Annotated in this window: 20 protein-coding genes; 4 read left to right on the forward strand and 16 right to left on the reverse strand. The window is 67.6% G+C overall.

Features of this window, described 5'->3' with window-relative positions:
- Positions 1 to 210: 210 nt before the first annotated feature.
- The gene (gene katE / locus RCF34_RS12445; protein WP_308708446.1) at positions 211 to 2,340 is read left to right on the forward strand and encodes a catalase HPII; all 2,130 of its coding nucleotides are present in this window, start codon (positions 211 to 213) and stop codon (positions 2,338 to 2,340) included.
- Between the two features lie 214 nt (positions 2,341 to 2,554).
- Here katE and RCF34_RS12450 read toward each other — a convergent pair whose 3' ends face one another.
- The 8 genes from RCF34_RS12450 to glcD all read right to left on the reverse strand — a co-directional run bounded on the left by RCF34_RS12450 (position 2,555) and on the right by glcD (position 12,011).
- Entirely contained in the window at positions 2,555 to 2,935 is a 381-nt protein-coding gene (locus RCF34_RS12450; RefSeq protein ID WP_064307739.1) for a RidA family protein, read from the reverse strand.
- A 59-nt stretch (positions 2,936 to 2,994) separates the two neighbouring features.
- Positions 2,995 to 5,154: a bifunctional GTP diphosphokinase/guanosine-3',5'-bis pyrophosphate 3'-pyrophosphohydrolase gene (gene spoT / locus RCF34_RS12455; RefSeq protein ID WP_308708448.1), complete on the reverse strand. Its 2,160-nt coding sequence runs from the start codon at positions 5,152 to 5,154 to the stop codon at positions 2,995 to 2,997.
- Between the two features lie 3 nt (positions 5,155 to 5,157).
- Positions 5,158 to 5,430 carry a DNA-directed RNA polymerase subunit omega gene (gene rpoZ, locus RCF34_RS12460; RefSeq protein WP_007161465.1) on the reverse strand — a complete coding sequence of 91 codons (273 nt, stop codon included), beginning with the start codon at positions 5,428 to 5,430 and terminating at the stop codon, positions 5,158 to 5,160.
- A gap of 159 nt (positions 5,431 to 5,589) precedes the next feature.
- Positions 5,590 to 7,764 (reverse strand): malate synthase G, encoded by a 2,175-nt coding sequence (locus RCF34_RS12465; protein ID WP_308708449.1) that lies wholly within the window; start codon positions 7,762 to 7,764, stop codon positions 5,590 to 5,592.
- A gap of 37 nt (positions 7,765 to 7,801) precedes the next feature.
- Positions 7,802 to 8,206 (reverse strand): heme-binding protein, encoded by a 405-nt coding sequence (locus RCF34_RS12470; protein WP_308708450.1) that lies wholly within the window; start codon positions 8,204 to 8,206, stop codon positions 7,802 to 7,804.
- A gap of 14 nt (positions 8,207 to 8,220) precedes the next feature.
- The gene (gene glcF, locus RCF34_RS12475) at positions 8,221 to 9,453 is read right to left on the reverse strand and encodes a glycolate oxidase subunit GlcF (protein WP_308708451.1); all 1,233 of its coding nucleotides are present in this window, start codon (positions 9,451 to 9,453) and stop codon (positions 8,221 to 8,223) included.
- Between the two features lie 12 nt (positions 9,454 to 9,465).
- On the reverse strand, positions 9,466 to 10,512 hold the full coding sequence (gene glcE, locus RCF34_RS12480; RefSeq protein ID WP_308708452.1) for a glycolate oxidase subunit GlcE: 1,047 nt from the start codon (positions 10,510 to 10,512) through the stop codon (positions 9,466 to 9,468).
- Positions 10,512 to 12,011, reverse strand: a complete 1,500-nt coding sequence (glcD, locus tag RCF34_RS12485) for a glycolate oxidase subunit GlcD (RefSeq protein ID WP_308708453.1) — start codon at positions 12,009 to 12,011, stop codon at positions 10,512 to 10,514. The genes glcE and glcD overlap by 1 nt, the downstream gene beginning before the upstream one ends.
- 206 nt (positions 12,012 to 12,217) lie before the next feature.
- Here glcD and glcC point away from each other — a divergent pair, with 206 nt between their 5' ends.
- Entirely contained in the window at positions 12,218 to 12,985 is a 768-nt protein-coding gene (glcC, locus tag RCF34_RS12490) for a transcriptional regulator GlcC (protein ID WP_308708454.1), read from the forward strand.
- A 146-nt stretch (positions 12,986 to 13,131) separates the two neighbouring features.
- Positions 13,132 to 14,496 carry a hemolysin family protein gene (locus tag RCF34_RS12495; protein WP_308708455.1) on the forward strand — a complete coding sequence of 455 codons (1,365 nt, stop codon included), beginning with the start codon at positions 13,132 to 13,134 and terminating at the stop codon, positions 14,494 to 14,496.
- 12 nt (positions 14,497 to 14,508) lie between these two features.
- On the opposite strand, the gene RCF34_RS12500 is transcribed toward RCF34_RS12495, so the two are convergent.
- Both RCF34_RS12500 and RCF34_RS12505 read right to left on the reverse strand, forming a co-directional pair.
- A complete protein-coding gene (locus tag RCF34_RS12500; protein WP_308708456.1) occupies positions 14,509 to 16,410 on the reverse strand; it encodes a diguanylate cyclase in 1,902 nt (633 codons plus the stop codon).
- A gap of 188 nt (positions 16,411 to 16,598) precedes the next feature.
- A complete protein-coding gene (locus RCF34_RS12505; RefSeq protein WP_308708457.1) occupies positions 16,599 to 17,486 on the reverse strand; it encodes a M23 family metallopeptidase in 888 nt (295 codons plus the stop codon).
- 349 nt (positions 17,487 to 17,835) lie between these two features.
- Between RCF34_RS12505 and RCF34_RS12510 the strand changes: the two genes are divergently transcribed.
- Positions 17,836 to 18,636, forward strand: a complete 801-nt coding sequence (locus RCF34_RS12510) for an AraC family transcriptional regulator (RefSeq protein ID WP_308708458.1) — start codon at positions 17,836 to 17,838, stop codon at positions 18,634 to 18,636.
- A gap of 186 nt (positions 18,637 to 18,822) precedes the next feature.
- On the opposite strand, the gene RCF34_RS12515 is transcribed toward RCF34_RS12510, so the two are convergent.
- The 6 genes from RCF34_RS12515 to RCF34_RS12540 all read right to left on the reverse strand — a co-directional run bounded on the left by RCF34_RS12515 (position 18,823) and on the right by RCF34_RS12540 (position 26,411).
- On the reverse strand, positions 18,823 to 19,722 hold the full coding sequence (locus RCF34_RS12515; protein ID WP_308708459.1) for a M23 family metallopeptidase: 900 nt from the start codon (positions 19,720 to 19,722) through the stop codon (positions 18,823 to 18,825).
- Positions 19,723 to 19,799: 77 nt separating this feature from the next.
- The gene (locus RCF34_RS12520; RefSeq protein ID WP_308708460.1) at positions 19,800 to 20,720 is read right to left on the reverse strand and encodes a response regulator; all 921 of its coding nucleotides are present in this window, start codon (positions 20,718 to 20,720) and stop codon (positions 19,800 to 19,802) included.
- 72 nt (positions 20,721 to 20,792) lie between these two features.
- Positions 20,793 to 21,518: a phosphate signaling complex protein PhoU gene (gene phoU / locus RCF34_RS12525; protein ID WP_308708461.1), complete on the reverse strand. Its 726-nt coding sequence runs from the start codon at positions 21,516 to 21,518 to the stop codon at positions 20,793 to 20,795.
- Positions 21,519 to 21,576: 58 nt separating this feature from the next.
- Positions 21,577 to 22,404: a phosphate ABC transporter ATP-binding protein PstB gene (gene pstB, locus RCF34_RS12530; protein WP_308708462.1), complete on the reverse strand. Its 828-nt coding sequence runs from the start codon at positions 22,402 to 22,404 to the stop codon at positions 21,577 to 21,579.
- Positions 22,405 to 22,426: 22 nt separating this feature from the next.
- Entirely contained in the window at positions 22,427 to 24,139 is a 1,713-nt protein-coding gene (pstA, locus tag RCF34_RS12535; RefSeq protein ID WP_308708463.1) for a phosphate ABC transporter permease PstA, read from the reverse strand.
- Positions 24,126 to 26,411 carry an ABC transporter permease subunit gene (locus tag RCF34_RS12540; protein ID WP_308708464.1) on the reverse strand — a complete coding sequence of 762 codons (2,286 nt, stop codon included), beginning with the start codon at positions 26,409 to 26,411 and terminating at the stop codon, positions 24,126 to 24,128. Before RCF34_RS12540 ends, pstA begins: the two co-directional genes overlap by 14 nt.
- Positions 26,412 to 26,436: the final 25 nt, after the last annotated feature.

A 26,436-nucleotide genomic window follows, 5' to 3' on the forward strand; every position in this document is an offset into this window, starting at 1 on the left:
TGCTTAGCACTTGTTGTCGGGTATTACGCCAATAAAGGCATATGGCCAGCCCAGACCCCAGCCGGGCGCCAGGCGAACAGCCCGTCGCTTCGCATCAGCCAAGCGGAACACCGGCTCTGGACCGCGAGTCACTAGAAGACTGCCTGAATTCGCCCCACATTCCGTAGGGGACGCAAAGAGCGCCCTCCAGGCGCCTGATGAGGACTTCCCATGGCTACGCCCCCCAAGAGTGAACTCGCCGGTACCGATACCCTGGATCGCCAGAACACCTCGAAGAAACTCGAGCAGCTGGAGCAGTTCCGCTCCGATGCCACCGGCCAGGCACTGCGCACCAATCACGGCGTCAAGATCGCCGACAACCAGAATTCGCTGCGCGCCGGCACCCGCGGGCCTTCCCTGCTCGAAGACTTCATCATGCGGGAGAAGATCACCCACTTCGACCACGAGCGCATCCCGGAGCGCATCGTCCATGCTCGTGGCACCGGCGCCTATGGCTACTTCCAGCCCTATCAGGACTGGTCCGACCTGACCAAGGCCGCGCTCTTTCGCGATCCCAACCATCAGACCCCGGTGTTCGTGCGCTTTTCCACCGTACAGGGCCCGCGTGGCTCGGGTGACACCGTCCGCGACGTACGTGGCTTCGCCATCAAGTTCTACACCGAGGAAGGCAACTGGGACATGGTCGGCAACAACATGCCGGTCTTCTTCATCCAGGACGCCATCAAGTTTCCCGACTTCGTCCATGCGGTGAAGCCCGAGCCGCACAACGAGATCCCCACTGGCGGCAGCGCCCACGACACCTTCTGGGATTTCGTCTCCCTGGTGCCCGAGTCGGCGCACATGGTGCTCTGGACCATGACCGACCGTGCCATCCCGGTGAACCTGCGCAGCATGCAGGGTTTCGGCATCCACACCTTCCGCATGATCAACACGGCCGGCAAGGGCGTCTTCGTCAAGATCCACCTCAAGCCCGCCGGTGGCGTGCGCTCCCTGGTGTGGGACGAAGCCCAGAAGCTGGCCGGCAAGGACACCGATGCCCACCGTCGCGACCTCTGGGAAGCCATCGAGTCCGGTGACTATCCCGAATGGGAATTCGGCGTGCAGATCATCCCCGAGGAAGACGAGCACAAGTTCGACTGGGACATCCTCGACGCCACCAAGATCATCCCCGAGGAGCTGGTGCCCATCACGCCCCTGGGCAAGCTGGTGCTCAATCGCAATCCGGACAACTACTTCGCCGAGACCGAGCAGGTGGCCTTCTGCCCCGGTCATGTCGTGCCCGGCATCGACTTCAGCAACGATCCGCTGCTGCAGGGCCGGCTGTTCTCCTACACCGATACCCAGATCAGCCGCCTGGGCGGGCCGAACTTCCACGAACTGCCGGTCAACCGCCCGGTGGTGCCGAACCACAATGGCCAGCGCGACGCCAAGTACCGCATGACCATCGACAAGGGTCGCGCCTCCTACGAGCCCAACTCCATCGATGGCGGCTGGCCCAAGGAAACCCCGCCGGCGCCCCAGGACGGTGGCTTCGAGAGCTACTACGAGCGCATCGACGGTCATAAGGTGCGCGAACGCAGCGAGACCTTCGGCGACCACTTCTCCCAGGCCACGCTGTTCTACAACAGCCTGTCGGAAGCCGAGCAGGCGCACGTCGCCGATGCCTACAGCTTCGAGCTGGGCAAGGTCGAGCGGATGTGGATTCGCGAGCGGCAGGTCAACGAGATCCTCGCCAACATCGATCTGGAACTGGCGCAGAAGGTGGCCAAGAAGGTCGGTGTGATCCCGCCCACCGCGCCCACCGTGCAGCCGCGCAAGATCTCCATCGACAAGTCGCCGGCGCTGAGCCAGCTCAACCTGCTGTCCGGCAACATCAAGGGCTTCAAGGTGGCGGTGCTGGTGGGTGACGGCGTCATCGCCAGCGAAGTGGAGGCCATCAAGCAGGCACTCAAAGCCGAAGGTGCCCATGTGAAGGTGCTCGGCCCCACCGCAGGACCGGTCAAGGCCGCCGATGGCAGCGAAGTGGCCGTGGACGGTTCGGCCGAAGGCATGCCCTCGGTGGCGCTGGACGCGGTCTATGTGCCGGGCGGCGCCGAGAGCGTCAAGGCCATGCTCGACGACGGCGTGATCAAGCACTACCTGCTGGAAGCCTACAAGCACCTCAAGGCCATCGCCCTCACCGGCGAAGCCGAACAGTTGCTCCAGGCGGTCTACCTGAGCCCCGACGAGGCGCTGCTCACCGGCGGCGATTTCAAGGCGGTGCAGCAGGACTTCTTCGCCGCCATCGCCAAGCACCGTTGCTGGGCGCGGATGCCGAAGATCAAGTCCATCCCGGCCTAGTCACGCGGGCATGAAAAAAGCCGACCGTCGCGAGACGGTCGGCTTTTTTCGTTAGGGGTTATCGCGGTCGTTGCCTGTCCGGCCCAAGGCCGCGATGCATCCGTAGGTTGGACTGGGACGGCGCCATCGTCGAAGCCCAACAGGGCGAGCCGTCCGCGCGCTCTGCTCTTGGGCTTCGCTGCGCTCAACCCGACCTACGGATCCTGCGCCGGGATCAACCCAACACCAGCACCCCGTCCATCTCCACCTGGGAGCCCTTGGGCAGCGCGGCAACGCCGATGGCGGCACGAGCCGGATACGGCTGCTGGAAGTAGCGACCCATGATTTCGTTGACGGTGGCGAAATGCGAAAGGTCGATCAGGAAGATGTTCAACTTGACGATGTCGGCCAGGGAACCACCGGCGGCTTCGGCGACGGACTTGAGGTTCTCGAACACCTGGACCACCTGGGCTTCGAAGCCGTCCACCAGCTCCATGCTGGTCGGGTTGAGCGGGATCTGCCCGGAGAGATAGACGGTGTCACCAACCTTGATCGCCTGGGAATAGGTGCCAATGGCGGCGGGCGCCTTGTCGGTGTGGATCACTTGCTTGCTCATGGGTCGCTCCTGTGCGGGAAAGGCCCGATTCTGCAAGCCCGTGGCGACCCGCTGCAACCTCAGCTGCGAACTCGAGTGATACCAGCGACGCCCTTGAGCGTGCGCAGCTTCTTGATCACCCGCGCCAGGTGCACGCGATCATGCACGCTGACCACCAGCTGGACCACGCTGACCCGGCCGTCGCGCTCGTTCATGCCGATCTTCTCGACGTTGGCGTCCACCGCGGTGACGTGGTTGGCCAGCATGGCGATCAGGCCGCGCTGGTGCTCCAGCTGGACACGCAACTCGACGCTGAATTCGCCGGTGACGTCCTTGGCCCAGTTGAGCACGATGCATTTTTCGCTGTTGTGCCGGAATTCGGCGATGTTCCGACAGTTTTCCAGGTGGATCACCATGCCCTTGCCGGCCGACAGGTGGCCGATGATGGGATCGCCCGGAATCGGCGTGCAGCACTTGGCGTAGCTGATCACCAGGCCTTCGGAGCCGCGGATGGCCAGCGGCCCCTGCGGCGTGGTGCCGGGCTGCGGCTCCAGCGGCTCTTCCTGCTCGCTGCCGGACACCAGACGCCGCGCCACCACGTAGGCCATGCGATTGCCCAGGCCGATCTCTTCGAGCAGGTCCTCCAGTACCACGCCCCTGTACTCGCCCAGCACCGAGAGGATGCGCATCGGCGAGATCTTCGACAGCTGGGTGCCGAAGCCGGACAGTGCCTTGTTCAGCAGGCGCTCGCCGAGACTGATGGACTCGGAGCGACGCTGCTGCTTGAGGGCATGGCGGATGTTGGTGCGGGCCTTGCCGGTGACCACGAAGTTGAGCCAGGCCGGATTCGGCCGGGCGCCGGGTGCGGTGACGATCTCCACCGTCTCGCCGCTGCCCAGCGGCTGCGACAGCGGCGCCAGGCGACGATTGATGCGGCAGGCGATGCAGCTGTTGCCGACGTCGGTGTGCACCGCGTAGGCGAAGTCCACGGCCGTGGAGCCCTTGGGCAGCTCCATGATGCGGCCCTTGGGCGTGAAGACGTAGACCTCGTCGGGAAAGAGGTCGATCTTCACGTTCTCGATGAATTCCAGGGAGTTGCCCGCCCGCTGCTGCAACTCGAGGATGCCCTTCACCCACTGGCGCGCGCGCAGGTGGCTGGCGCGCGGCTCGTCGCCCCCGGCCTTGTACAGGCCATGGGCGGCGATGCCATTGTTGGCCATCTCTTCCATCTCGCGGGTACGGATCTGGATCTCGATGGGCACGCCGTGCATGCCGAACAGGGTGGTGTGCAGGGACTGGTAGCCATTCGCCTTGGGGATGGCGATGTAGTCCTTGAAGCGTCCTGGGAACGGCTTGTAGAGATTGTGTACCGCGCCGAGCACCCGGTAGCAGGTGTCGACCTTGTCGACGATGATGCGGAAGCCGTAGACGTCCATGATCTCGTTGAACGACTTACGCTTGCCGCGCATCTTCTGGTAGATGCTGTGCAGGTGCTTCTCGCGCCCGACCACTTCGCCGTCCAGGCCATCGCGGGCCAGGCAGTTGGCCAGGGATTCCTGGATCTTGCCAAGGATCTCGCGGCGATTGCCACGCGCGGTCTTGACCGCGCGCTGGATGCGTTCGGCGCGCATCGGGTGCATGGCGCGGAAACCCAGATCCTCGAATTCCACGTAGAAATCGTGCATGCCCAGCCGGTTGGCGATGGGCGCGTAGATTTCCAGGGTCTCCTTGGCGATGCGCCGGCTCTTGTCCGGCGGCATGGCGTCCAGGGTTCGCATGTTGTGCAGCCGGTCGGCCAGCTTGACCAGGATGACGCGGATGTCCTTGGACATCGCCATGGTCATCTTCTGGAAGTTCTCCGCCTGGGCCTCGGCCTTGGTCTCGAACTTCATCTGGGTCAGCTTGCTGACCCCGTCCACCAGCTCCGCCACCGTTTCGCCGAACTGGGCGACCAGGGCTTCCTTGGCGATACCGGTATCCTCGATCACGTCGTGCAGCATGGCCGCCATCAGGCTCTGATGGTCCATGTGCATGTCGGCGAGGATGTTGGCGACGGCCAGCGGATGGGTGACATAGGGCTCGCCGCTGCGGCGGCGCTGCCCATCGTGAGCCTGCTCGGCGTAGTAGTAGGCCCGCCTGACCAGATTGACCTGGTCGGGGGTCAGGTAGTCCGCCAGACGCTCGGCCAGCAAATCGATGCCGGTCGGGCGGACGTCACCATACGCAGGCTCGGCGGCCATGGCTTAGAGGGCCTCGCCGTCCGCTTCTTCGTTCACTTCGAAGGCGGCGAACAGCGGCTCTTCTTCGACGATGTCGTCCAGGCGGATGACTTCCTCGTCGACCAGCCCTTCGGCGATCTCGCGCAGGGCGACGACGGTGGGCTTGTCGTTGTCCCACGGTACCTTGGGCTCCTTGCCGCCGGTGGCCAGCTGGCGCGAGCGCTTGGTGGCGAGCATGACCAGCTCGAATCGGTTGTCTACGTTATCCAGGCAGTCTTCGACAGTAACGCGGGCCATGGTCTTCCTCGTGGCGATGATGATCCCGGGAACGGGGGACCCGATAGTATAAAAATTCGCCAGTGGCAAGGGAAGAGGCGGTGGTCGGAGGACCACCGGCACCGCTCCGTGCAGAGGCGGCTCCCGCCCGCGCCGGACGGGAGCCTTGGCCGGGTCGGGTCAGGCGCCGGCTTTCTTCTTCAGGCGCCAGGCGTGCAGCAGCGGCTCGGTGTAGCCGCTGGGCTGCTCGCGGCCCTTGAAGATGAGGTCGCGGGCGGCGCGGTAGGCGTAGGAGCTGTCGAAGTGGCCGGCCATGGGTTCGTAGAGGGCATCGCCGGCGTTCTGGCCGTCGACCACCTTGGCCATGCGCTGCAGCGTCTCGTCCACCTGTTCGGCCGTGACCACGCCGTGGTGCAGCCAGTTGGCGATGTGCTGGCTGGAGATGCGCAGGGTGGCGCGGTCTTCCATCAGGCCGACGTCATGGATGTCGGGCACCTTGGAGCAGCCGACGCCCTGGTCGACCCAGCGCACCACGTAGCCGAGGATGCCCTGGCAGTTGTTGTCCAGTTCCTGCTGGATGGCTTCGGCGGACCAGTCCGGCGCTGCGGCCACCGGCACGCTGAGCAGGCCGGCGAGCAATTCGCCGCGGGCGGCGTCGACGTCGCTGCGTTCCAATTCCTGCTGCACCTGCTGGACGTTGACCTGGTGGTAATGCAGGGCGTGCAGCACGGCGGCGGTGGGCGACGGTACCCAGGCGGTGTTGGCGCCGGCCTTGGGATGGCCGATCTTCTGCTCCAGCATGGCCGCCATCAGGTCGGGCATGGCCCACATGCCCTTGCCGATCTGCGCCTTGCCGCGCAGGCCGCAGGCCAGGCCGACCAGCACGTTGTTGCGCTCGTAGGCGGTGATCCACCTGGAGGTCTTCATGTCGCCCTTGCGCAGCATGGGCCCGGCCAGCATGGCGGTGTGCATCTCGTCACCGGTGCGGTCGAGGAAGCCGGTGTTGATGAAGGCCACCCGCGCGGCGGCGGCGGCGATGCAGGCCTTGAGGTTGACGCTGGTGCGGCGCTCCTCGTCCATGATGCCCAGTTTGACGGTGTTGGCCGGCAGCCCCAGCAGGGCCTCGACGCGGTCGAACAGCTGGACGGCGAAGGCCACCTCGGCCGGACCGTGCATCTTGGGTTTGACGATATAGACCGAGCCGCTGCGGGAATTACCCTGGCGCTTGAGGTCGTGCATCGCGATGGTCACGGTGACCACGGCATCGAGGATGCCCTCGGGGATCTCGCGACCATCGTCCAGCAGCACCGCCGGATTGGTCATCAGGTGGCCGACGTTGCGGATGAACAGCAGCGAGCGCCCGTGCAGGCTCAGCGGCTGGCCGTCGGCGCCCTGGTACTCGCGATCGGGGTTGAGGCGACGGGTAAAGGTCTCGCCCCCCTTGCTGACCTCCTCGGCCAGATCGCCCTTCATCAGGCCCAGCCAGTTGCGATAGGCCAAGACCTTGTCGGCGGCGTCCACCGCGGCGATGGAATCTTCTAGGTCCATGATGGTGCTGACCGCGGCTTCCATGAGCAGGTCCTTGACCCCGGCGGCGTCGGTCTTGCCGATGGCGCTGTCGCGGTCGATCTGGATCTCCAGGTGCAGGCCGTTGTGGCGCAGCAGGACCGCGGACGGCACGGCGGCGTCGCCCTGGTAGCCGACGAAGGCGGCCGGATCGGCCAGTTCGCTGGTGCCGCTCCTGAGATCCACCACCAGCCGACCGTCCTGGATGCGGTAGGCGGTGGCGTCCCGGTGCGAACCACTGGCCAGGGGCGCCACGCCATCCAGCATCTGGCGGGCGAAGGCCACCACCTTGGCGCCACGGGTGGCGTTGTAGCCCTTGCCGCGCTCGGCGCCGTCGGTCTCGGGCAGGGCGTCGGTGCCATAGAGGGCGTCGTACAGCGAACCCCAGCGCGCGTTGGCGGCGTTCAGGGCGTAGCGGGCGTTGAGCACCGGCACCACCAGCTGCGGACCGGCCTGCTCGGCGATCTCGCGGTCGACGCCGGAGGTCGAGGCCTGCACCTGGCCGGGGACCGGTTGCAGATAGCCGATGCCTTCGAGGAAGGCCTGGTAGGCGGGCAGGTCGGTGACCGGGCCGGGATGGGCGCTGTGCCAGTTGTCCAGCTCCACCTGCAGGCGATCACGCTCGGCCAGCAGTTCGCGATTGCGCGGCGCCAGCTCGTGCACCAGGGTGTCCACGCCCGACCAGAAGGCGGCGGTGTCGAGCCCGGTGCCGGGCAGCACTTCCTCGTCGATGAAACGCTGCAGTTCGGTGGCCACCTGCAGGCGGCCCAGGGTAGTGCGGTCGGTCATGATGGCTTTCCTTGATAACGAAACTGTCGAGAGAGGGTTAACCCAGTGCCGCGATGGCGGCCTTGGCGACCTGCGCGTCTTCCGGGGCCTTGACGCCGGAGACGCCGACCGCGCCCACCACCTGGCCGTCCACCAGGATGGGTACCCCGCCTTCGAGCATGCCCTGCATCAGCGGAGCGCTGAGAAAGGCGGTACGGCCGTTGTTGATCATCTCTTCCAGCACCTTGGACTCCTTGCGTGCGAGAGCAGCGCTGCGGGCCTTTTCCGGGGCGATGTAGGCGCTGTTGGGCGCGGCGCCGTCGAGGCGCAACAGCGCCAGCGGATGGCCGCCGTCATCGGCCACGGCGATGCACACGGCCCAGCCCTGGCGTTCGGCTTCGGCGCGACCGGCGGCCAGCAGGGTGTCGATCTCGGCAAGGGTGAGCACGGCTTTGGTGTTCATGGGGCCTCCAGGGTTCAGGGTTGGGTCGGGGCGGCCAGGGCCGCGTCGAGGATTTCGATCCAGTGGCGCACCGGGGTGCGCCCGGCGCCGTCGAGATGGCTCTGGCAACCGATGTTGGCGGTGGCGATCACCTCGGGGTGACCACTCTCCAGGGCATCGAGCTTGGCGTCACGCAGCCGCCGCGACAAGTCCGGCTGGGTCAGCGAATAGGTGCCGGCCGAGCCGCAGCAGAGGTGACCGTCCGGCACCGGCGCCAGCGGAAAGCCGAGGCGCTGCAGGACGCCTTCCACGGCGCCACCCAGGCGCTGGGCGTGCTGCAGGGTGCAGGGGCAATGGAAGGCCAGCCGCGGGGTGTCCTTCAGCTGCAGCGCTTCCAGCGGGAGCTCGCGCAGCACCTCCACCAGGTCACGGGTGCGCGCCGAGACTTCCCGCGCCTTGTCGGCGTAGACCGGGTCGTCCTTCAGCAGGCTGGCGTATTCCTTGACGAAGGCGCCGCAGCCGCTGGCGGTCTGGATGATGGCTTCGGCGCCGCCCTGCAGGGCTGGCCACCAGGCGTCGATATTGCGCCGGGCGCGATCAAGGCCGGCTTCCTGGGCATTGAGGTGATAGTCCACCGCGCCACAGCACCCGGCGCGGGGCGCGGCGTCCAGGCTGATGCCGAGGCGATCCAGCACCCGCGCGGTGGCGGCATTGGTATTGGGCGACAGCCCCGGCTGCACGCAGCCCTCGAGGATCAGCATGCGCCGGGCATGGCGCGGTGCCGGGCGCACGCCCGGGGCGGCGATGCGCGCCGGCAGCTTGGCCTGGACACCTGCCGGCAGCAGCGGCTTCAGCGCCTGGCCGCCTTTCAGCAGCGCCCCGAACAGTCGCGGCTGCGGCAGCACCTGGCGCAGCCCGGCGCGTAGCAGGCGCTGGCCCAGCGGCCGCGGCACCCGGCGCTCCACCTCGGCGCGGCCGATGTCGAGCAATTCGTGGTAGGAGACGCCCGAGGGGCAGGTGGTCTCGCAGTTGCGGCAGGTCAGGCAGCGGTCGAGGTGCTCGCGGGTCTTTTCGCTGACCTCGCCGCCTTCGAGCATGCCCTTGATCAGGTAGATGCGCCCGCGCGGACCGTCCAGCTCGTCGCCGAGCAACTGGTAGGTCGGGCAGGTGGCGTTGCAGAAACCGCAGTGCACGCAGCTGCGCAGCACCCGCTCGGCATCGGCGGCGCGGGGCAGTTCGCGGGCGGCGGGACTCAGATTGGTTTGCATGACGTCTTTCCCCTACAGCCCGGCGTACAGCCGACCCGGATTGAAGATCCCCTGGGGGTCCAGGCGCGCCTTGAGGCGGCGGTGATAGTCGAGCAGCGCGGCCGGCAGCGGATGCTGGGCCTCGCGCTCGGCGTCCGGCGTGTAGCACAGCGCATGGCCACCGGCACGCTCGGCGATCTCGCGCAGGACCGTGGCCGGGGCATCGCTCTTGAGCCAGTACTGGGCACCGCCCCAGTCCAGCAATCGACTGCCGGGCAGGTCCAGCAGCGGGGTATTGACCGGTACCGACAGCCGCCACAGCGGCCTGGGGTCGTCGAAGAAGGCCAGCCGCTGTTCGTTGAGCTCGTCCCAGAAGGCCTCGCCCAGGGCTTCACCGCCCAGGCGATCGACGGCCGAGCGCACCGAGCCCTCGCCGCCCTCCAGGCGCAGCTGCAGCCGCTGGCCATCATGACAGGCCGCCGAGATCGGCAGCGCTTCGCGGCCCCATACGGCGAGGCGCTGCAGGGCGCGCGCGGCGTCCAGTTCCAGGCTCAGACTCTGGGTGCAACGCGGCCTGGGCAGCACCTTGAAGGACACCTCGGTGACCACCCCCAGGCAGCCTTGGCTACCAGCCAGCAGCCGGGAGACGTCGTAGCCGGCGACATTCTTCATCACCTCGCCACCGAATCTGAGGTGCTCGCCGGTGCCGGTGATCAAGCGGGTGCCCAGGACGAAATCCCTCAGGCTGCCGGCCCAGGGCCGGCGCGGACCGGAGAGGCCGCAGGCCAGGGTACCGCCGACGGTGGCGCCCTCTCCCAGCCGTGGCGGTTCGCAGGGCAGCATCTGCCCCCGCTCGGCCAAAGCGGCATCGAGTTCGGCCAACGGCGTGCCGGTGCGTACCGTGGCCACCAGTTCGGTGGGATCGTAGTGCACCAGACCGTGATGGCCGCTGACGTCCAGCGGCTCGCCGTCCACCGGGCGCCCCAGCCGGGCCTTGGTGTCGCCGCCATGGATGCGCAGCGGCTGGCGGCGGACCAAGGCCTCGCGGACCTGGTCGAGGAGCAGTTCCAGGCTGTCCATCAGAAGCGCTCCAGTTCGGGGTGGGGCAACTGGCCACGATGCACGTGCAGGCCACCGAATTCGGCGCAGCGCTGCAGGGTCGGCACGTTCTTGCCGGGATTGAGCAGCCCGGGGGCGTCGAAGGCGGCCTTCACCGCGTGGAAGAAGAGCAGTTCGCCGGATTGGAACTGGGTGCACATGGCATTGATCTTTTCGCGACCCACGCCGTGTTCGCCGGTGATGGTGCCCCCCACCGCCACACAGAGGTCGAGGATGCGGCCACCCAGGGCCTCGGCCTGCTCCAGCTCGCCGGGCCGGTTGGCATCGAAGAGGATCAGCGGATGCAGGTTGCCGTCGCCGGCATGGAAGACATTGCCCACCGCCAGGCCGTATTCCGCCGACAGCGCCTCGATGCCGCGCAGCACCTCGGGCAGGGCGCGGCGTGGAATGGTGCCGTCCATGCAGTAGTAGTCGGGCGACAGCCGCCCCACCGCGGGAAAGGCGTTCTTGCGCCCGGCCCAGAATTTCTGCCGCTCGGCTTCGTCGCGGGCCAGGCGGATCTCGGTGGCGCCGGCGGCCGCCAGCAGGGCGCTGACCCGTTCGATGTCGGCGGCCACGTCGGCTTCCACGCCATCCAGCTCGCAGAGCAGGATGGCGGCGGCATCCACTGGGTAGCCGGCGTGGATGAAGTCCTCGGCGGCTCTCAGGGTCAGGTTGTCCATCATCTCCAGGCCACCGGGGATGATGCCGGCGGCGATGATGTCGGCCACCGCCGCTCCAGCGCGTTCGATGTCGGCGAAGCTGGCCATCACCACCCGGGCACAGGGCGGCTTGGGCAAGAGCTTGACGGTCACCTCCACCACGACGCCGAGCAGGCCCTCGGAGCCGGTGAACAGCGCCAGCAGGTCGAAGCCGGGACTGTCCAGGGCGGCGCTGCCCAGAGTCAGGCGCTCGCCCTCCAGGGTGACGATCTCCACCGCCAGCACGTTGTGCACGGTCAGGCCGTATTTCAGGCAGTGCACGCCGCCAGCGTTCTCGGCCACGTTGCCGCCGATGGAACAGGCGATCTGCGACGAGGGATCGGGGGCGTAGTAGAGGTCGTGGGGCGCCGCGGCCTGGGAGATGGCCAGGTTGCGCACCCCGGGCTGGACCCGGGCGCGGCGGCCATCGGGGTCCACCTCGAGGATGCGATTGAAGCGCGCCATCACCAGCAGCACGCCCTGCTCCAGGGGCAGGGCGCCGCCGGAAAGGCCGGTCCCGGCGCCGCGCGCCACCAGGGGCACCTGGAGTTCGTGGCAGAGGCGCAGCGTCGCCTGCACCTGCTCCACCGTTTCCGGCAGCACCACCAGCAGCGGCGTGGTGCGATAGGCCGCCAGGCCGTCGCATTCGTAGGGCTTGAGGTCTTCCCTGTCGTGCAGCAGGCAGTGCTCGGGCAGTTCGGCGCGCAGCCGCTGCAGCAGTTGCGCCTTGTCCGGGCGGGGCAAGGCGCCGTCGAGACGTTCGTCGTAGACCAGGCTCATCGGGTAACCGCCATTGTTGTTGTTCTGGCTGGAAAGGCTTCGTTGTACCCCGACTGCAATCGGGGCGTCCATGGCCCAGAGCACTGGTCATACCAGTTTTTACACCCTATTCGACCAAAGGATGAGCCATATTCAGCACACTTGACAGCTAAAGCGGCCAGTGGCTCACTAGCGCTAAACCTCGTGGTCATACCAGCAGGAAACCCATGTCTGTGCCCGCCCCCCGCCTCCCCGTCGCCGAGAACGTCAGCCAGCAGATCGAACGCCTGGTGGTGGACGGGGTGCTCAAGGTCGGCCAGCCGCTGCCGTCCGAGCGGCGCCTGTGCGACAAGCTCGGCGTCTCCCGCACCGCCCTGCGCGAGGGCCTGGGGCTGCTGCGCGCCCGCGGCATCATCGAGACCCGTCACGGCCAGGGCAGCTTCGTCGCTCGCCTGGCGGCGCCGGCCGCGGAGAATCCGCTGCTGCACCTGTTCAGCAGCCAGCCGCGCACCCTCTACGACCTGCTGGAGGTACGCGCCCTGCTGGAAGGCGAAGCCGCACGCCTGGCCGCGCTGCGCGCCACCACCGCCGACCTGGTGCTCATAGGCCGCCGCTACGACGAGCTGTGCGCCGCCTGCCAGGACCCGGCCAGCCTGCCGGCGGAAACCCACGCCCGCCTCGACCACGCCTTCCACTTGGCGATCAGCGAGGCCTCGCACAACCCGGTGCTGGTCCACACCCTGCAATCGCTCAACGAGCTGCTGCTGGGTTCGGTGTTCGCCTGCATCGCCAACCTCTACCATCGCCCGCCGCAGCGCCGCGAAATCGACGCCCAGCATGCCCGCCTCTATGCCGCCGTGAGCCAGCGCCTGCCCGACGAAGCCCACGCCGCCGCCCGCGAGCACATCCACAGTGTCAGGGACAGCCTGCGCGAGATCGAACAGGAAGAGCAGCGCCTGGTGCGGGCTACCATGCGTCTGGAAGGCTGGATCTAGCGAAAAAGGCCCGCCGGCAAAGGTCGGTGCCAGAGCCGCTGCCCGTCAGCCCAGGGTGCGCCCCGTCCCTCCGGTGGGCGCAACATCTTGCAACTGCCCTGCCCCGCCCCCATGCTTAGCCGACCTTTCTCCAGCTCTCGGCCCTAATGGACCCTTCCACCAGTCTCGCCTCGACGTTGTTCGCCGATCTCGGCCTCGTGTTCTTCGCCTTCTTCCTCGTGCTGCTCAACGGCTTCTTCGTCGCCGCCGAGTTCGCCATGGTCAAGCTGCGCGCCACCCGCGTGGAGGCCATCGCCAAGAAGCATGGCTGGCGCGGGCGCATCCTGAAGAAGGTGCACAACCAGCTCGACGCCTACCTCTCCGCCTGTCAGCTCGGCATCACCCTGGCTTCCCTGGGGCTGGGCTGGGTCGGCGAGCCGGCCTTCGCCGAGTTGCTCGAACCCCTGCTCGGTGCCGTCGGCGTCCGCAGCCCCGAGGTGATCCACGGCATCGCCTTCTTCTCGGCCTTCTTCATCATCTCCTACCTGCACATCGTGGTCGGCGAGCTGGCGCCCAAGTCCTGGGCGATCCGCAAGCCCGACCTGCTCTCGCTGTGGACGGCGGTGCCGCTGTACCTGTTCTACTGGCTGATGTACCCGGCCATCTGGCTGCTCAACGCCAGCGCCAACGGCATCCTGCGCATCGCCGGCCAGGGCGAGCCGGGCGCGCACCACGAGCACCATTACAGCCGCGACGAACTCAAGCTGATCCTGCACTCCAACCGCGCCACCGACCCGGACGCCCGGGTACTGGCCTCGGCCGTGGAACTGGGCGAGCTGGAGGTGGTGGACTGGGCCAATTCCCGCGAAGACCTCATCTACCTGGACAGCAAGGCCAGCCTGGACGAGATCCTCACCCAGATCCGCCGCTCCAAGTACAGCCGCTACCCGGTCTATGACGAAGACAGCCAGACCTTTACCGGGGTGCTGCACATCAAGGACCTGCTCCTGGCCATCGCCGGCCTGGACAGCGAAGCCGCCTCCTTCGACCTCGACGACCTGGTGCATCCGCTGGAGCGGGTGACCAAGCACATGCCGCTGTCCGACCTGCTGGAGCAATTCCGCCGCGGCGGCGCGCACTTCGTGCTGGTGGAGGAAGCCGACCACAAGGTCATCGGCTTCCTGACCATGGAAGACGTGCTCGAGGTCCTGGTGGGCGACATCCAGGACGAACACCGCAAGACCGAACGCGGCGTGGTCGCCTACCAGCCGGGCAAGCTGCTGGTGCGTGGCGACACCCCGCTGTTCAAGGTCGAGCGACTGCTGGGCATCGACCTGGATCACGTCGAGGCCGAGACCCTGGCTGGCCTGATCTACGACAGCCTCAAGCGCGTTCCCGAAGAGGAAACGGTGCTGGAGGCCGAGGGCCTGCGCATCATCGTCAAGAAGATGAAGGGCCCGAAGATCGTCCTGGCCAAGGTCATCAAGCTGGATCCCAAGGACGTCCGCCGGCGCCAGCCAGAGGAGCGCTGAGCCGACGCGGCCTCAGCCGCGTCCGCTGCCCAGGGCCGGCAGGCCATCGCTCAGGCAGACGCGATTGCGCCCGCCGCGCTTGGCCGCATAGAGCGCGCGATCGGCGTCTTCCAGGAGCCCCAGGCCGTGTTCGAGATTGCTCGGCACGGTCACGGCGACGCCGATGCTGACCGACGGCCGCAAGCGCCCCCGCTCGGTCTGCAACTCCAGCCCCGCCACCTCCTGGCGGATGCGCTCCGCCAGCGTCCGGGCCGCGACCTGGTCGCTACCGGGCAGGGCGATGACGAATTCCTCACCGCCATAACGCGCCGCCACCTCCCCCGCCCGCTGGACGTGCTGGCGCAGCACCTGGGCCACGCACTTGAGGCATTCATCGCCCAGGGTATGGCCATGGGTGTCGTTGACCGCCTTGAAATGGTCGAGGTCCACCAGCAGCACCGCCAGCGGCAGCTCGGCGCGGATGGCACGGCGGATCTCCTGCTGGAAGACCCGCTCGAAATGCCGGCGATTGCCGAGGCCGGTCAGGGAATCGGTCTGGCTCTGGTGCAGCAGCTCGCGATTCAGTCGCTCCAGGCTGGCCTTGGCCTGCTGCAACTCCACGGTGCGCAGCGCCACCCGCAATTCCAGCTCGACAAAGGAGGCCTCGCGCTCCCGCGCCAGGGCGGTGGAGGCTTCCAGGGCCTGCCGCTGGGCCTCGATCCGCGCCCGCCGCTGCAGACTCAGGCCCTCGGTGAGTCCCATCGACAGCAGCACGAAGCCCAAGGCGAAGCCAGCCATCTGCCCGTGGAAGGCCAGGCCGTCCGCGGCCAGCCAACCGGCCACCGCCAGCAGCTGGACCAGGCTGCCCATGAGCAACAGGGCCCAGGCGGCGCTGAACCACAGCGCCATGCGACTGCCGCGCAGTGCCAGGTAGGTGGTGGTGCCCAGCAGGCCCAGGCAACTCAGCGCCATCATGCCGAGCAGTTCCTGGAAGCTCAGCAGATTCGGCCAGAACAGTGCGACGACCAGCGCCACGCTCCAGTAGCCGATCAGCAGGCGATTGCCGAAGTCGATCCAGCGGCCGCCCTGATAGAGGCTGAGCAGATAGCGGACGAACAGCCCGGCGCTCAGCAGGCACAGGGCGGCAAAGGCCAGATGGGCACGCAGGGCGAAGGTCGGGCTCTCCGGCCAGAGCTGCCAGGCGCCATAACCGGTGGTGACCGCCTGATAACCGATGACGCTGAACAGATAGAGGGCGTACCGGCCAAAGCCGGAGCGGCGGCCAAAGCTCCATAGCGTGAGGGTCAGGAGCAGGATGGTGAACAGACAGCCAAAGAAACCGCCGATCAGCCAGGCGTCCTGCTGGGCTTCGCGCAGATAGGCGGCCGGGGTCACCAGCCGCAGCGGCAGGACGAAGGTTTCCCGCGAATCCAACCGCAGATAGACCTCCTCCACCGCACCGGCGGTTGGTGCCAGGGCGAACATCAACTGCCGACCAGGCAGTGCCCGCTGCGACGCCGGCAGGACCAGGCCACTCTGCTGCAGCGGACTCCAGTGACCATCGGCACCGCGGGTGCGCAGGTCCAGGCGGTCCAGCACCGGCCAGGTCGGAATCAGCCACCAGGCCTGGTCGTCGCGCCCCTGGATGGCGAAGCGCAGCCAGAGGCCCTGGCGACCGTCATGGAGCAGCATCTCCAGTTCATCGGGCGCATGCCAGCCATCTTCGCCGCCACTGGGGCGTGCGGCGGCCTCGGCAAACGTCAGACTGGCAGGTGCCTTGAGGATCTCCAGCGCCGGTCGGGGATCGTAGCTGCGTCCCGGGTCATCGAGCCGCAAGACCTGCGCCTGGCCGTCGAGGGTGATCAACAGCCATACCAGCAGGTGCAAAGCTCGATTGCGCCCACCGGCGCACAGGGCGGCCAGGAATCCATTCATGGGGCGGCATCCACAGCCTGGAGGAAGATAAGGCAGCTGTAGCACCAGTGCCCTGGAGAAAAAAGCGTGTTGATAGCATAACGCCATCAAGCCTGTTCCTGCCAAGGGATTTCTGCAGGCGACCAGAGGCCTGGGCCCGGGACGGACCCAGTGGCGCCACCCTGTCTGGAACGCCTTGGAGCGTGGTCCTAGCGGTCGCCCAGCGCCATGTTGGGTAGGGCCGCCAGCGGCCGTACGAAACGGAAGGGAATGGAGACCATTTCACCGCCAGCGTGGGCCTGAACGACGAAGTGCAGATGGGGACCGGTGCTGCGCCCAGTGTTGCCCGACTCCGCCAGGGGCGTGCCGATCTCCACCCGCTCGCCGGGCCGCACCTTGACCGAGCCGCGGCGCAGGTGCAGATAGGCGCTCTGGCTGCCGTCCTCGTGGGCGATGCGCACGAAGTTGCCGGAGGGGTTGGGACCATGGCCGAACTGGCCGTTTTCCACGTCGATCACCGTGCCGGCCCGGGCAGCGCTGATCGGCGTGCCCTCGGGCATGGCGATGTCCACCGCATAGCGACCCTTGGGCGTGTTGTGGCTGAAATCGCCACCCGCGCCCTGGGTCACGTAGTAGACACCCTGGCGCCAGGGCCAGGCGTAGCCATAACCGATGCCGTTGTCGGCGCTGGCCGCGACACCCGTCGCCAGCGGCGGCAGGGTACCGACCGGCAACTGCGGACTGTAGCTGAACGCCTGATCGAAGTGCATGGGAAAGCCCTGCTGCCGCTTGCGGATCACCGCCAGCTGCACCGTGGAGCGTGGCTCGATGACCTGCCGGATCGGGCGCTCGGCACCGGCCACGTTGACGGTGCGTTGCAGGCGCAGCTCGACCCGCACGGGCACGTCGAAATCGTTGCGAACCTCGAAGATGCGGCCTTCACTGGCATTGCGCACCTTGAGCTTGACCTGCCCCTTGCGGGCCGGGCTCTTGGCGGAGGTCTTGGTCAGGGCCGCCTTCTCGGCAGCCGGCGCGAGAGTGGGCACGGCCAGGGCGAGGGTCAGGCAGGTGATCAGGGCGGTCAGGCGTCGGTCCATGGCATAGGGCCACCATGATGGGCAAGGACAGAACCTAACAAAGCCGTGCAGGGTGGGCGATGGCCAAACCACGGCTTTGTGAAGCCGCTGGCAAAGCATCGACGCAAATAAAAAAGCGTGGCACTCAAATCCCTGTGCCACGCTGCCACCGATCGGACGGTAGTTCAAATACAGGCCTGATGGTTCAGGCAGGTCAGCCAAGCGGCGGGTGTTCTGTGCGACACTCCCGCAAGAGGCAGGTTTTAGGCGTGCAGAGGGGTCACCCCTGGACGCGCGCGATGCTCCGGCCATAGTGCTGCAGGTTAGGCTCTGGCACCTGGACCCGGCCCAACCGAAACGGACAGCTGTTATGCAGGAACAGACAATCGACCGAGCGCGGAGCGTGGTGGCGGATGCCCCCGTCCCGCCTGCCGGTCCCCTGGTGTCCCAGCTAGGCACCTTCGCCCATGGCCAGGTGTGGCCGCCGCATGTGCACGATCAGGCGCACCTGATGTACACGGTGAACGGCGTGCTGGAGGTCACCACCCACGAAGGGGTCTGGTACGTGCCGCCCAAGCAGGCGATCTGGATCCCGCCGCGCATCGAGCACCAGGCGCGGGCCAACGGCGAAGCCACCCTGCAGGTGGTGATCATCGAATTGCCGAGCGGCCTGCCCTGTCCCCAGGCGGCCACCCGCATGGTGCTTATCTCGCCGCTGCTGCGCGAATTGCTGCGCTGCCTGAGACGCGGTGGCGCCTCCTACGGCGATGCCGAACTGGGCAGCCACGTACGGGCGCTGATGCTGGCGGAACTGGTGTTTCTCGAAGAGACCGCCCTGCACCTGCCGGCGCTGGCCGACCGGCGGTTGCGCACCATCCAGACCAGTCTGCACGCCGATCCCGCCGACGACACGGCGCTGGCGACCTGGGCGCAGCAACTGCACCTCTGCTCGCGCAGTCTGGCGCGGCTGTTTCTCAAGGAAACCGGCACCAGCTTTTCCACTTGGCGCCAGCACACCCGGCTGATGCTGGCCCTGCCGCGGCTGGCCGCCGGCGAGCCGGTGACCCGGGTGGCCCTGGATCTGGGCTATGCCTCGCCCTCGGCCTTTACCCGGATGTTCCGCCGGGTGCTGGGCGTCTCGCCCAGCGAATACCTCGACGCCCAGGGCTGAAACTAGACAAGGGTAAGAGCCTGCTCAAAGGCTCGCGAGCTAGAGCCAAACAAGGCCTAGGCGGCCCCACGAAAAGCCCTGAGGAAGCGGATCGGACCCGCGCTCGGGTTTACAGAGGGTAAATGAGCATTCCGAAGGGCTTTTCAACGCCGTTTGGCCGACGCGCAGCAGCCTTTGAACAGGCTCTCAAGGTCCGCCCACGGCGAAGTTCGGCAGGCTGTCCACCGCCTGGGCGAAGCGGAAGGGAATGGATTCGACCGCCTCGCCGGTGTTGCGCTGGACGACGAAGTGCAGGTGCGGCCCGGTGCTGCGCCCGGTGTTGCCCGAAGACGCCAGCGCCTGACCAGGGCGCACCCACTGGCCTTCGGCGACCTTGATCGAACCGCGCTGCAGGTGCAGGTAGACGCTCATGGTGCCGTCGTCGTGGAGGATGCGCACGAAGTTGCCGGAGGGGTGATTGCCGCGCCCGTCCTGATCGTTCTCCACCTCCACCACCTGACCGGCGCGCGAGACCACGATGGGCGTGCCCTCGGGCATGGCGATGTCCACCGCATAGCGACTCTTGGGCGTATTGTGGCTGAAACCGCCGCCGGCGCCCTGGCTGACGTTGAAGGGACCGCCCAGCCAGGGCAACGGATAGGCGAAACCGGACGCGAAGACGGGGGTGGCACTGCCCATCAGGGTGGTGAGCTGCGGGGTATAGCGTTGCGGACGGCCTGGATCGGGCGCGATCAGGGTCGCCAGGCGCGTCAGGCTGCGCGCCGGCAGGACCTTGCGGATGGGCGCCTCGCCTACCCCGCTGACATTCTGCAGCGCCGAGAGGCGCAGGGTGACGGTCACCGGCAGGAAGCTGTCGTTGCGCACCTCCAGCACCGTGCCGCCGGCATAGTGCCGCGGCTGCAGCTTGACCCGCTGGTCGAGCCGCTCGATGGGATCGTCGCTGAAGGTCATCACCTTGGCGCCCTTCTGCGCCTTGTCGGTGTAGGTGACCACACCGTTGGCATCGACGTACTTGTAGATGGGCGCCGCCAGGACGGGACCCGAGAAGGCGAGCGACAGCAGCAACAGGCGACAGGCAAGGGGCATGGGCAGGGCGTCAGAAATCCGCGGTGTTTCAGCGCGAAGCAGTCTCCGTGCCAGCCTCTTCATGGCGCCGCCCTGCCCTAGGCGCCCGGCACGTAGTGCCGCTGGGCGGTGCCCTTGGCGATCAGCCGCGACAGGTAGTCGAGCTTGGCCGGGTCACGGTCGATGAAGCGGAAGTTGACCTGCACCCACTCGCTGGCCGGCGTCGCTTCCACCGCGCTGAGGGAATGCAGATAGCCATTGAGGCGTGCCACGTCGCCACCGTCCTCGCCCTGCTCCAGGTCGAGCACGGCGGTTTCCAGAATCTGCGGCAGCGGATCGCCGCGCCGGACCACCAGCAGGGCCTCCTTGATGCTGAGGGCCTTGATCAGGCAGGCCATGCTGGCGTTGGGCAGCCGCAGCTGGCCCTGGCCGAAGTTGGCGGCCGGCTTGCCGCGGGCGGGTGGCGGCGGCGCGCCGCCGGTGAGCAGGGCGGCACTGGAGGCGGCGACCGAGGCCGCTACCGGGGCGGCGACGGGCTGGATCACGTCGCTGCGGCCGGCGGTCAGGGCGCCGAGCGAATCGTTGGCGAAGCCAGTGGCCGGGCGTGGCTGAGCGCCGGCCTGCAGCTCGGCGAGCTTGCCGGTGCGCTGCAGGGCCTTCTTGACCTTGGCCGCCAGCTGTTCGTTGGAGAAGGGCTTGCCCATGTAGTCGGACACGCCGGCCTGGATGGCCTGGACGACGTTTTCCTTGTCGCCGCGGCTGGTGACCATGATGAAGGGCACGCCCTTGTGGTCCGGCTGGGCACGGAACCAGGCCAGCAATTCCAGACCGGTCATGCCGGGCATTTCCCAGTCGCAGAGGATGAGGTCGAAACGCTGCTTGCCAAGCATCGTCTGGGCGCGGCGACCGTCGGCCGCCTCGTCCACCACGAGCCCGGGAAACAGATTGCGCAGGCCCTTCTTGATCAGATCGCGGATGAAGGGCGCATCATCCACCACCAGTACGTTCAACTTGCTCATCGGTCACTCCATGCCAAGTCTTCCAGCATAGCAGGCAGGTCCGGGACGCCACCCGGGGAGTGACCGGGCGGATCATTCGCGCGACCGATTGACCTCTTCGGCCATGCGCTTGAGGCCCAAGTGCCGTACGTCGGTCCCCTGTACCAGGTAGATCACCAGCTCGGCGATGTTGCGCGCATGGTCGCCGACCCGTTCCAGCGAGCGCAGCACCCAGATGATGCTCAGCACCCGCGAGATGGAGCGTGGGTCTTCCATCATGTAGGTGGCCAGTTCGCGCAGCGCGGACTTGTATTCGCGGTCGATCAGCTTGTCGTACTGGGCCACGGACAGCGCCAGTTCGGCGTCGAAACGGGCGAAGGCGTCCAGCGCCTGATGGACCATCTTGCGCACCTGCTCGCCGATGTGGCGGACCTCGACGTAGCCGCGCGGGGCCTCGCCGTCCTCGGTCAGCTCGATGGCGCGGCGGGCGATCTTGGAGGCTTCGTCGCCGATGCGCTCCAGGTCGATCACCGACTTGGAGATGCTGATGATCAGGCGCAGGTCGGAGGCCGCGGGCTGCCGGCGGGCCAGGATGCGCAGGCATTCCTCGTCGATGCCGCGCTCCATGATGTCGATCTGGTCGTCGATGGTGCGCACCTGGCGCGCCAGGCCGGCATCGGCGTCGATCACCGCGCGCACGGCGTCGCTGACCTGCTTTTCCACCAGACCGCCCATGGCCAGCAGGTGACTGCGGACCTCTTCCAGTTCGACGTTGTATTGCTGGGAGATGTGCTGCGTGTGGCCTTCTTTGTTGATCATGCTGTCAGTCCTGCCTGAGAGGAGCGAGTCGCCGGGTGGGGCACCGGCCTGCCTGGAACTAGCCGTAGCGGCCGGTGATGTAGTCTTCGGTCTGCCGCTTCGCCGGGTTGGTGAAGAGGGTGTCGGTGTCGCCGTGTTCGACCAGCTGGCCCATGTACATGAAGGCGGTGTAGTCGGACACCCGCGCCGCCTGCTGCATGTTGTGGGTGACGATGACGATGGTGTAGCGCTGTTTCAGTTCGTGGATCAGCTCTTCCACCTTGAGGGTGGAGATGGGGTCCAGCGCCGAGCAGGGTTCGTCGAGCAGCAGCACATCGGGTTGCACGGCGATGGTGCGGGCGATCACCAGGCGCTGCTGCTGGCCGCCGGAGAGGCCCAGGGCCGACTCGTGCAGGCGGTCCTTGACCTCTTCCCACAACGCCGCGCCGTGCAGCGCCCACTCCACCGCCTCGTCGAGCACCCGCTTCTGCTTGATGCCCTGGATGCGCAGGCCGTAGACCACGTTCTCGTAGATGCTCTTGGGAAAGGGATTGGGCTTCTGGAACACCATGCCCACCCGCCGCCGCAACTCGGCGATCTCGGTGCCGCGGGCATAGATGTTCTGGCCATCGAGCAGGATCTCGCCGTCGATGCGGCAGTCCTCCACCAGGTCGTTCAGGCGATTGAAGCAGCGCAGCAGGGTCGACTTCCCGCAGCCGCTGGGGCCGATGAAGGCGGTGACCCGCTGGCGCGGGATCTCCAGGGCGATGTCCTGCAGGGCCTGCTTCTTGCCGTAGAACAGATTGAGCCGCGGCACCGACAGGGCCACGCCACCTTCGCTCGCCGCGGGCTGGGCACTGGCCGCGTAGGCGGCGGCGGTTCTGAAGATGGAGGAATCGGAAGGCATGGGGTCTCCTCGGCCGCGGGCGCTAGTCTTCCAGCAGCCGGTACTTTTCGCGCAGCCGGTTGCGCAGGAACACGGCGGACAGGTTCAGCCCGGCGATCACCAGCACCAGCAGCAGCGCGGTGGCATAGACCAGCGGGCGGGCGGCTTCCACGTTGGGGCTCTGGAAGCCGACGTCATAGATGTGGAAGCCCAGGTGCATGATCTTCTGATCCAGGTGCAGATAGGGGTAGTTGCCGTCCAGCGGCAGCGAGGGCGCCAGCTTGACCACCCCCACCAGCATCAGCGGCGCCACCTCGCCGGCGGCGCGGGCCACGGCCAGGATCAGCCCGGTCATCAGCGCCGGACTGGCCAGCGGCAGCACCACCTTCCACAGGGTCTCGGCCTGGGTCGCGCCCAGCGCCAGGGAGCCCTCGCGGATGCTGCGGGGGATGCGCGCCAGGCCTTCTTCGGTGGCGACGATCACCACCGGCACGGCGAGGATCGCCAGGGTCAGCGAAGCCCACAGTAGCCCCGGGGTGCCAAAGGTCGGCGTCGGCAGGCTGGCCTGGAAGAACAGCTGGTCCAGGGAGCCGCCGAGCACATAGACGAAGAAGCCCAGGCCGAAGACGCCATAGACGATGGCCGGCACCCCGGCGAGGTTGTTGACGGCGATGCGGATGGTGCGGGTCAGCGGACCCTGGCGGGCGTATTCGCGCAGGTAGATGGCGGCGATGACGCCGAAGGGGGTGACGATCACCGCCATCAGCAGGGTCATCATCACGGTGCCGAAGATGGCCGGAAAGACGCCGCCTTCGGTGTTGGCCTCGCGCGGATCGGCGCTGAGGAATTCCCATAGCTTGCTGCCATAGAAGCCGAGCTTGGCGCCCAGGCCCATGGCATTGGGCTGGTAGGCGCGCACGATGCGGGCGAGATTGAGTTCCAGGGTGCGGCCCTCGACGTCGCGCAGCACCACGCTGTCGCGGCGGCGTTCCTGGCGCAGGCTGGCCAACTGGTCTTCCAGCTGGCCATAGCGCGCGTCCAGCTCGGCGCGGCGGGCGGCGAGATCGGCCTGGGCGGTGGCGTCGAGACGGCCGTCCAGCTCCAGGCCGCGACCCTCCAGGCGCAGGCGCTCCAAGGCATGGTTGACGCTGCCGATGTCCTGCTTTTCCAGGCGCTCCAGGCGCTCGCTCAGGTCGCGGGCGCGCAGCAGGCGGCGCTGCAACTCGGGCACCGCTGCGGCGCCCTTGGCCACCTGGCGTCCCTCTTCACGTACCTCCAGCGCATAGCCGTAGAAGTTGCCCCATTCGCGGCGCTCCAGCACCAGGGCGTCGGCCGGGGCCTTCCGATCCTGCAGCCAGTCGCCGACCAGCCAGACGAAGTCGCTGCCGTAGAGATCGCGGTTGCCCAGCTTGAAGAGTTCGCGGGTCAGGGTGTCACCGCTGTCCGCCGGCAGGGGCACCCCGGCGCTGCGCAGCCGCTCGACCGGTATCGTCTCCTGCTCCACCACCTGGCCGAGCACCAGGCGCGGCTCCAGGCCCGGCGGCGTGTAGCGCGCCTGCACCACCTCGGCTGGCCAGAAATGCGCCAGGCCACGTACGGCGAGGATGCCGATCAGCCCCAGGGTCATGAGCACGGCGATGGCCACGGCGCCGGCGCTGAGCCAGACCCCGGGCGCGCCGCCGCGCAGCCAGGCACCCAGGGAGCGCCGCTGCCCGGTGCCCTGCCCCTGCGGCGCGCCAGCGCTAGAGGGCCGCATACTTTTTCCTCAGCCGCTGGCGGATCAGTTCGGCCAGGGTGTTCATCAGGAAGGTGAAGCTGAGCAGCACCAGCGCGGCCAGGAACAGCAGCCGGTAATGGGTGCCGCCCACCTCGGATTCGGGCATCTCCACGGCGATGTTGGCCGCCAGGGTGCGCATCCCCTCGAACAGGTTGGCATCCATGATCGGAGTGTTGCCGGTGGCCATGAGCACGATCATGGTCTCGCCCACGGCGCGACCCAGGCCGATCATCAGCGCCGAGAAGATCCCCGGGCTGGCGGTGAGCAGCACCACCCGCACCAGGGTCTGCCAGGGAGTGGCGCCCAGTGCCAGGGAGCCCAGAGTCAAGCTGCGCGGCACGCTGTAGATGGCGTCCTCGGCGATGGAGAAGATGTTGGGAATGACCGCGAAGCCCATGGCCAGCCCGATGATCAGGGCATTGCGCTGGTCGTAGGCGATGCCCAGCGTCTGGCTCAGCCAGAGGCGCAGGTCGCCGGCGAACAGCAGGCCCTCCAGCCAGGGGCTGAGCCACAGCGCCAGGGCGGTGGTCAGCAGTACCACCGGCAGCAGCAGCAAGCTTTCCCAGCCTTCCGGAATGCGCTCGCGCAGCGCCAGTGACAGGCGCGACCAGCCGAAGCCCGCGGCGAGGATGGCCAGCGGCAGGAGCAGCAAGAGGCTGAACAGTCCTGGCAGGTGATTTTCCACGAAGGGCGCGAGGAACAGCCCGGCGAAGAAGCCGAGGATCACCGTGGGCAGGGCTTCCATCAGCTCGATGACCGGCTTGACCGTGCGCCTCATGCGCGGCGCCATGAAGTAGGCGGTATAGATCGCCGCGGCGATGGCCAGGGGCGCGGCGAACAGCATGGCGTAGAAGGCCGCCTTGAGGGTGCCGAAGGTCAGCGGCGCCAGGCTCAGCTTGGGCTCGAAATCGGCGGTGGCGGCGCTCGACTGCCAGACCCGCGCCGGCGCCTCGTAGTTCTCGTACCAGACCTTGCCCCAGAGCGCCGACCAGGAAACTTCCGGGTGCGGATTGTCCAGGCGGAAGCCGAGCAGCCGGCCCTGCTCTTCCAGCAGCAGCCGATCGGCGCGCGGCGACAGCGCCAGCATCCCGGCGGTGGGGGCGAGCTGCTCGCGCAGCAGGGTGCGCCCGGCGGTGCTGTGGAAGACCCCTAGCTCGCCCGCGGCATCCAGCGCCACGAAGCCTTTGCGCCGCTGCTCGGGCACCAGCTGGACGATGGGGGCGCTGCCCAGCTGGAAATCGCGGATATGTCTCAGCACCGGCTCGCCATCCTGGCCACGGACCATGAACCACTGGCCGATGCCGCCCTTGGCGGTACCCACCAGCAGGGACACGCCGCCCAGCAGCTGGGTGCTGGCGGTGACCTCGTCGTCGGCCGCGTCGAGCAGCTTGTAGTGGCCATTGAGACTGCCGTCGCGCAGGTCGAAGACATCCGCCTGGGCGCGGCCATTGAGGGCATAGAGCCAGCGGCCGCGAGGATCGAGGTGAATGGCCTTGACCGCGGCATTGAGCGGCCCGAGGGTGATCGAGGTGCGTACCGGCGCGGCCTTGCCACCGGTCACCGGCTCCGCCAGCCCAGCCAGGCGCAGGGCCGTCACCCGGTTCCCTTGGGCACCGGCCAGCACCAGCAGGTCCTCGTCACCGGCGATGGCGACGCGTTCCAGGACGGCACGGGCTGCGCCCAGCTCCAGCGGCTCGCGCCCGTAGGGGAAATCCAGTTCAGGGGTGATGACCCGCTCGCCCTGGGGATAGCGGGAGACGTAGCGCTTGTGCGCCACCAGCACGCGACCATCGGACAGACCCAGGGCGATCAGCCCACGGGGGGCATCCTGGGCCTGGCTGCTGATGGTGACGCCAGGCGGCAACGGCAGGCGCTCGCGCATGACCGGCTGGCCGTCGGCCAGGGTAAAGAACGTCGCTTCGCCGGCCTGGGAGAGGTGCAGGCCGAGGCGATTCTGCTCGTCGATGCCCAGCAGCAGCGGCGCCCCGGCGGCCGCCAGCCAGTCCGGCTGGGGCAGCGGCTGGGCCTCGAGACTGGCGCCGCGCAGCAGGGGCAGCACCACGTAGGCCAGATAGAAGAAGATCAGGGTGATGGTGGCCAGCACGGCCAGACCGCCGGCCAGCACCGAGCCCCGTACCAGTCGATCCTGCAGAGCCCGCCAGCGCCGCCGCCGGCGCAGCGCAGGCGTGTTGAAGTCCAGCCGAGCGGGGCCGCGAGGATCGGGCAGGGACGGAGGTACCGGGGATTTCATGGCGCAGAGCCTAATCACGTCGTGT

This window comes from Pseudomonas sp. 102515, from assembly GCF_031085165.1.
In the GTDB taxonomy this organism is placed as follows: Bacteria; Pseudomonadota; Gammaproteobacteria; order Pseudomonadales; family Pseudomonadaceae; genus Chryseomonas.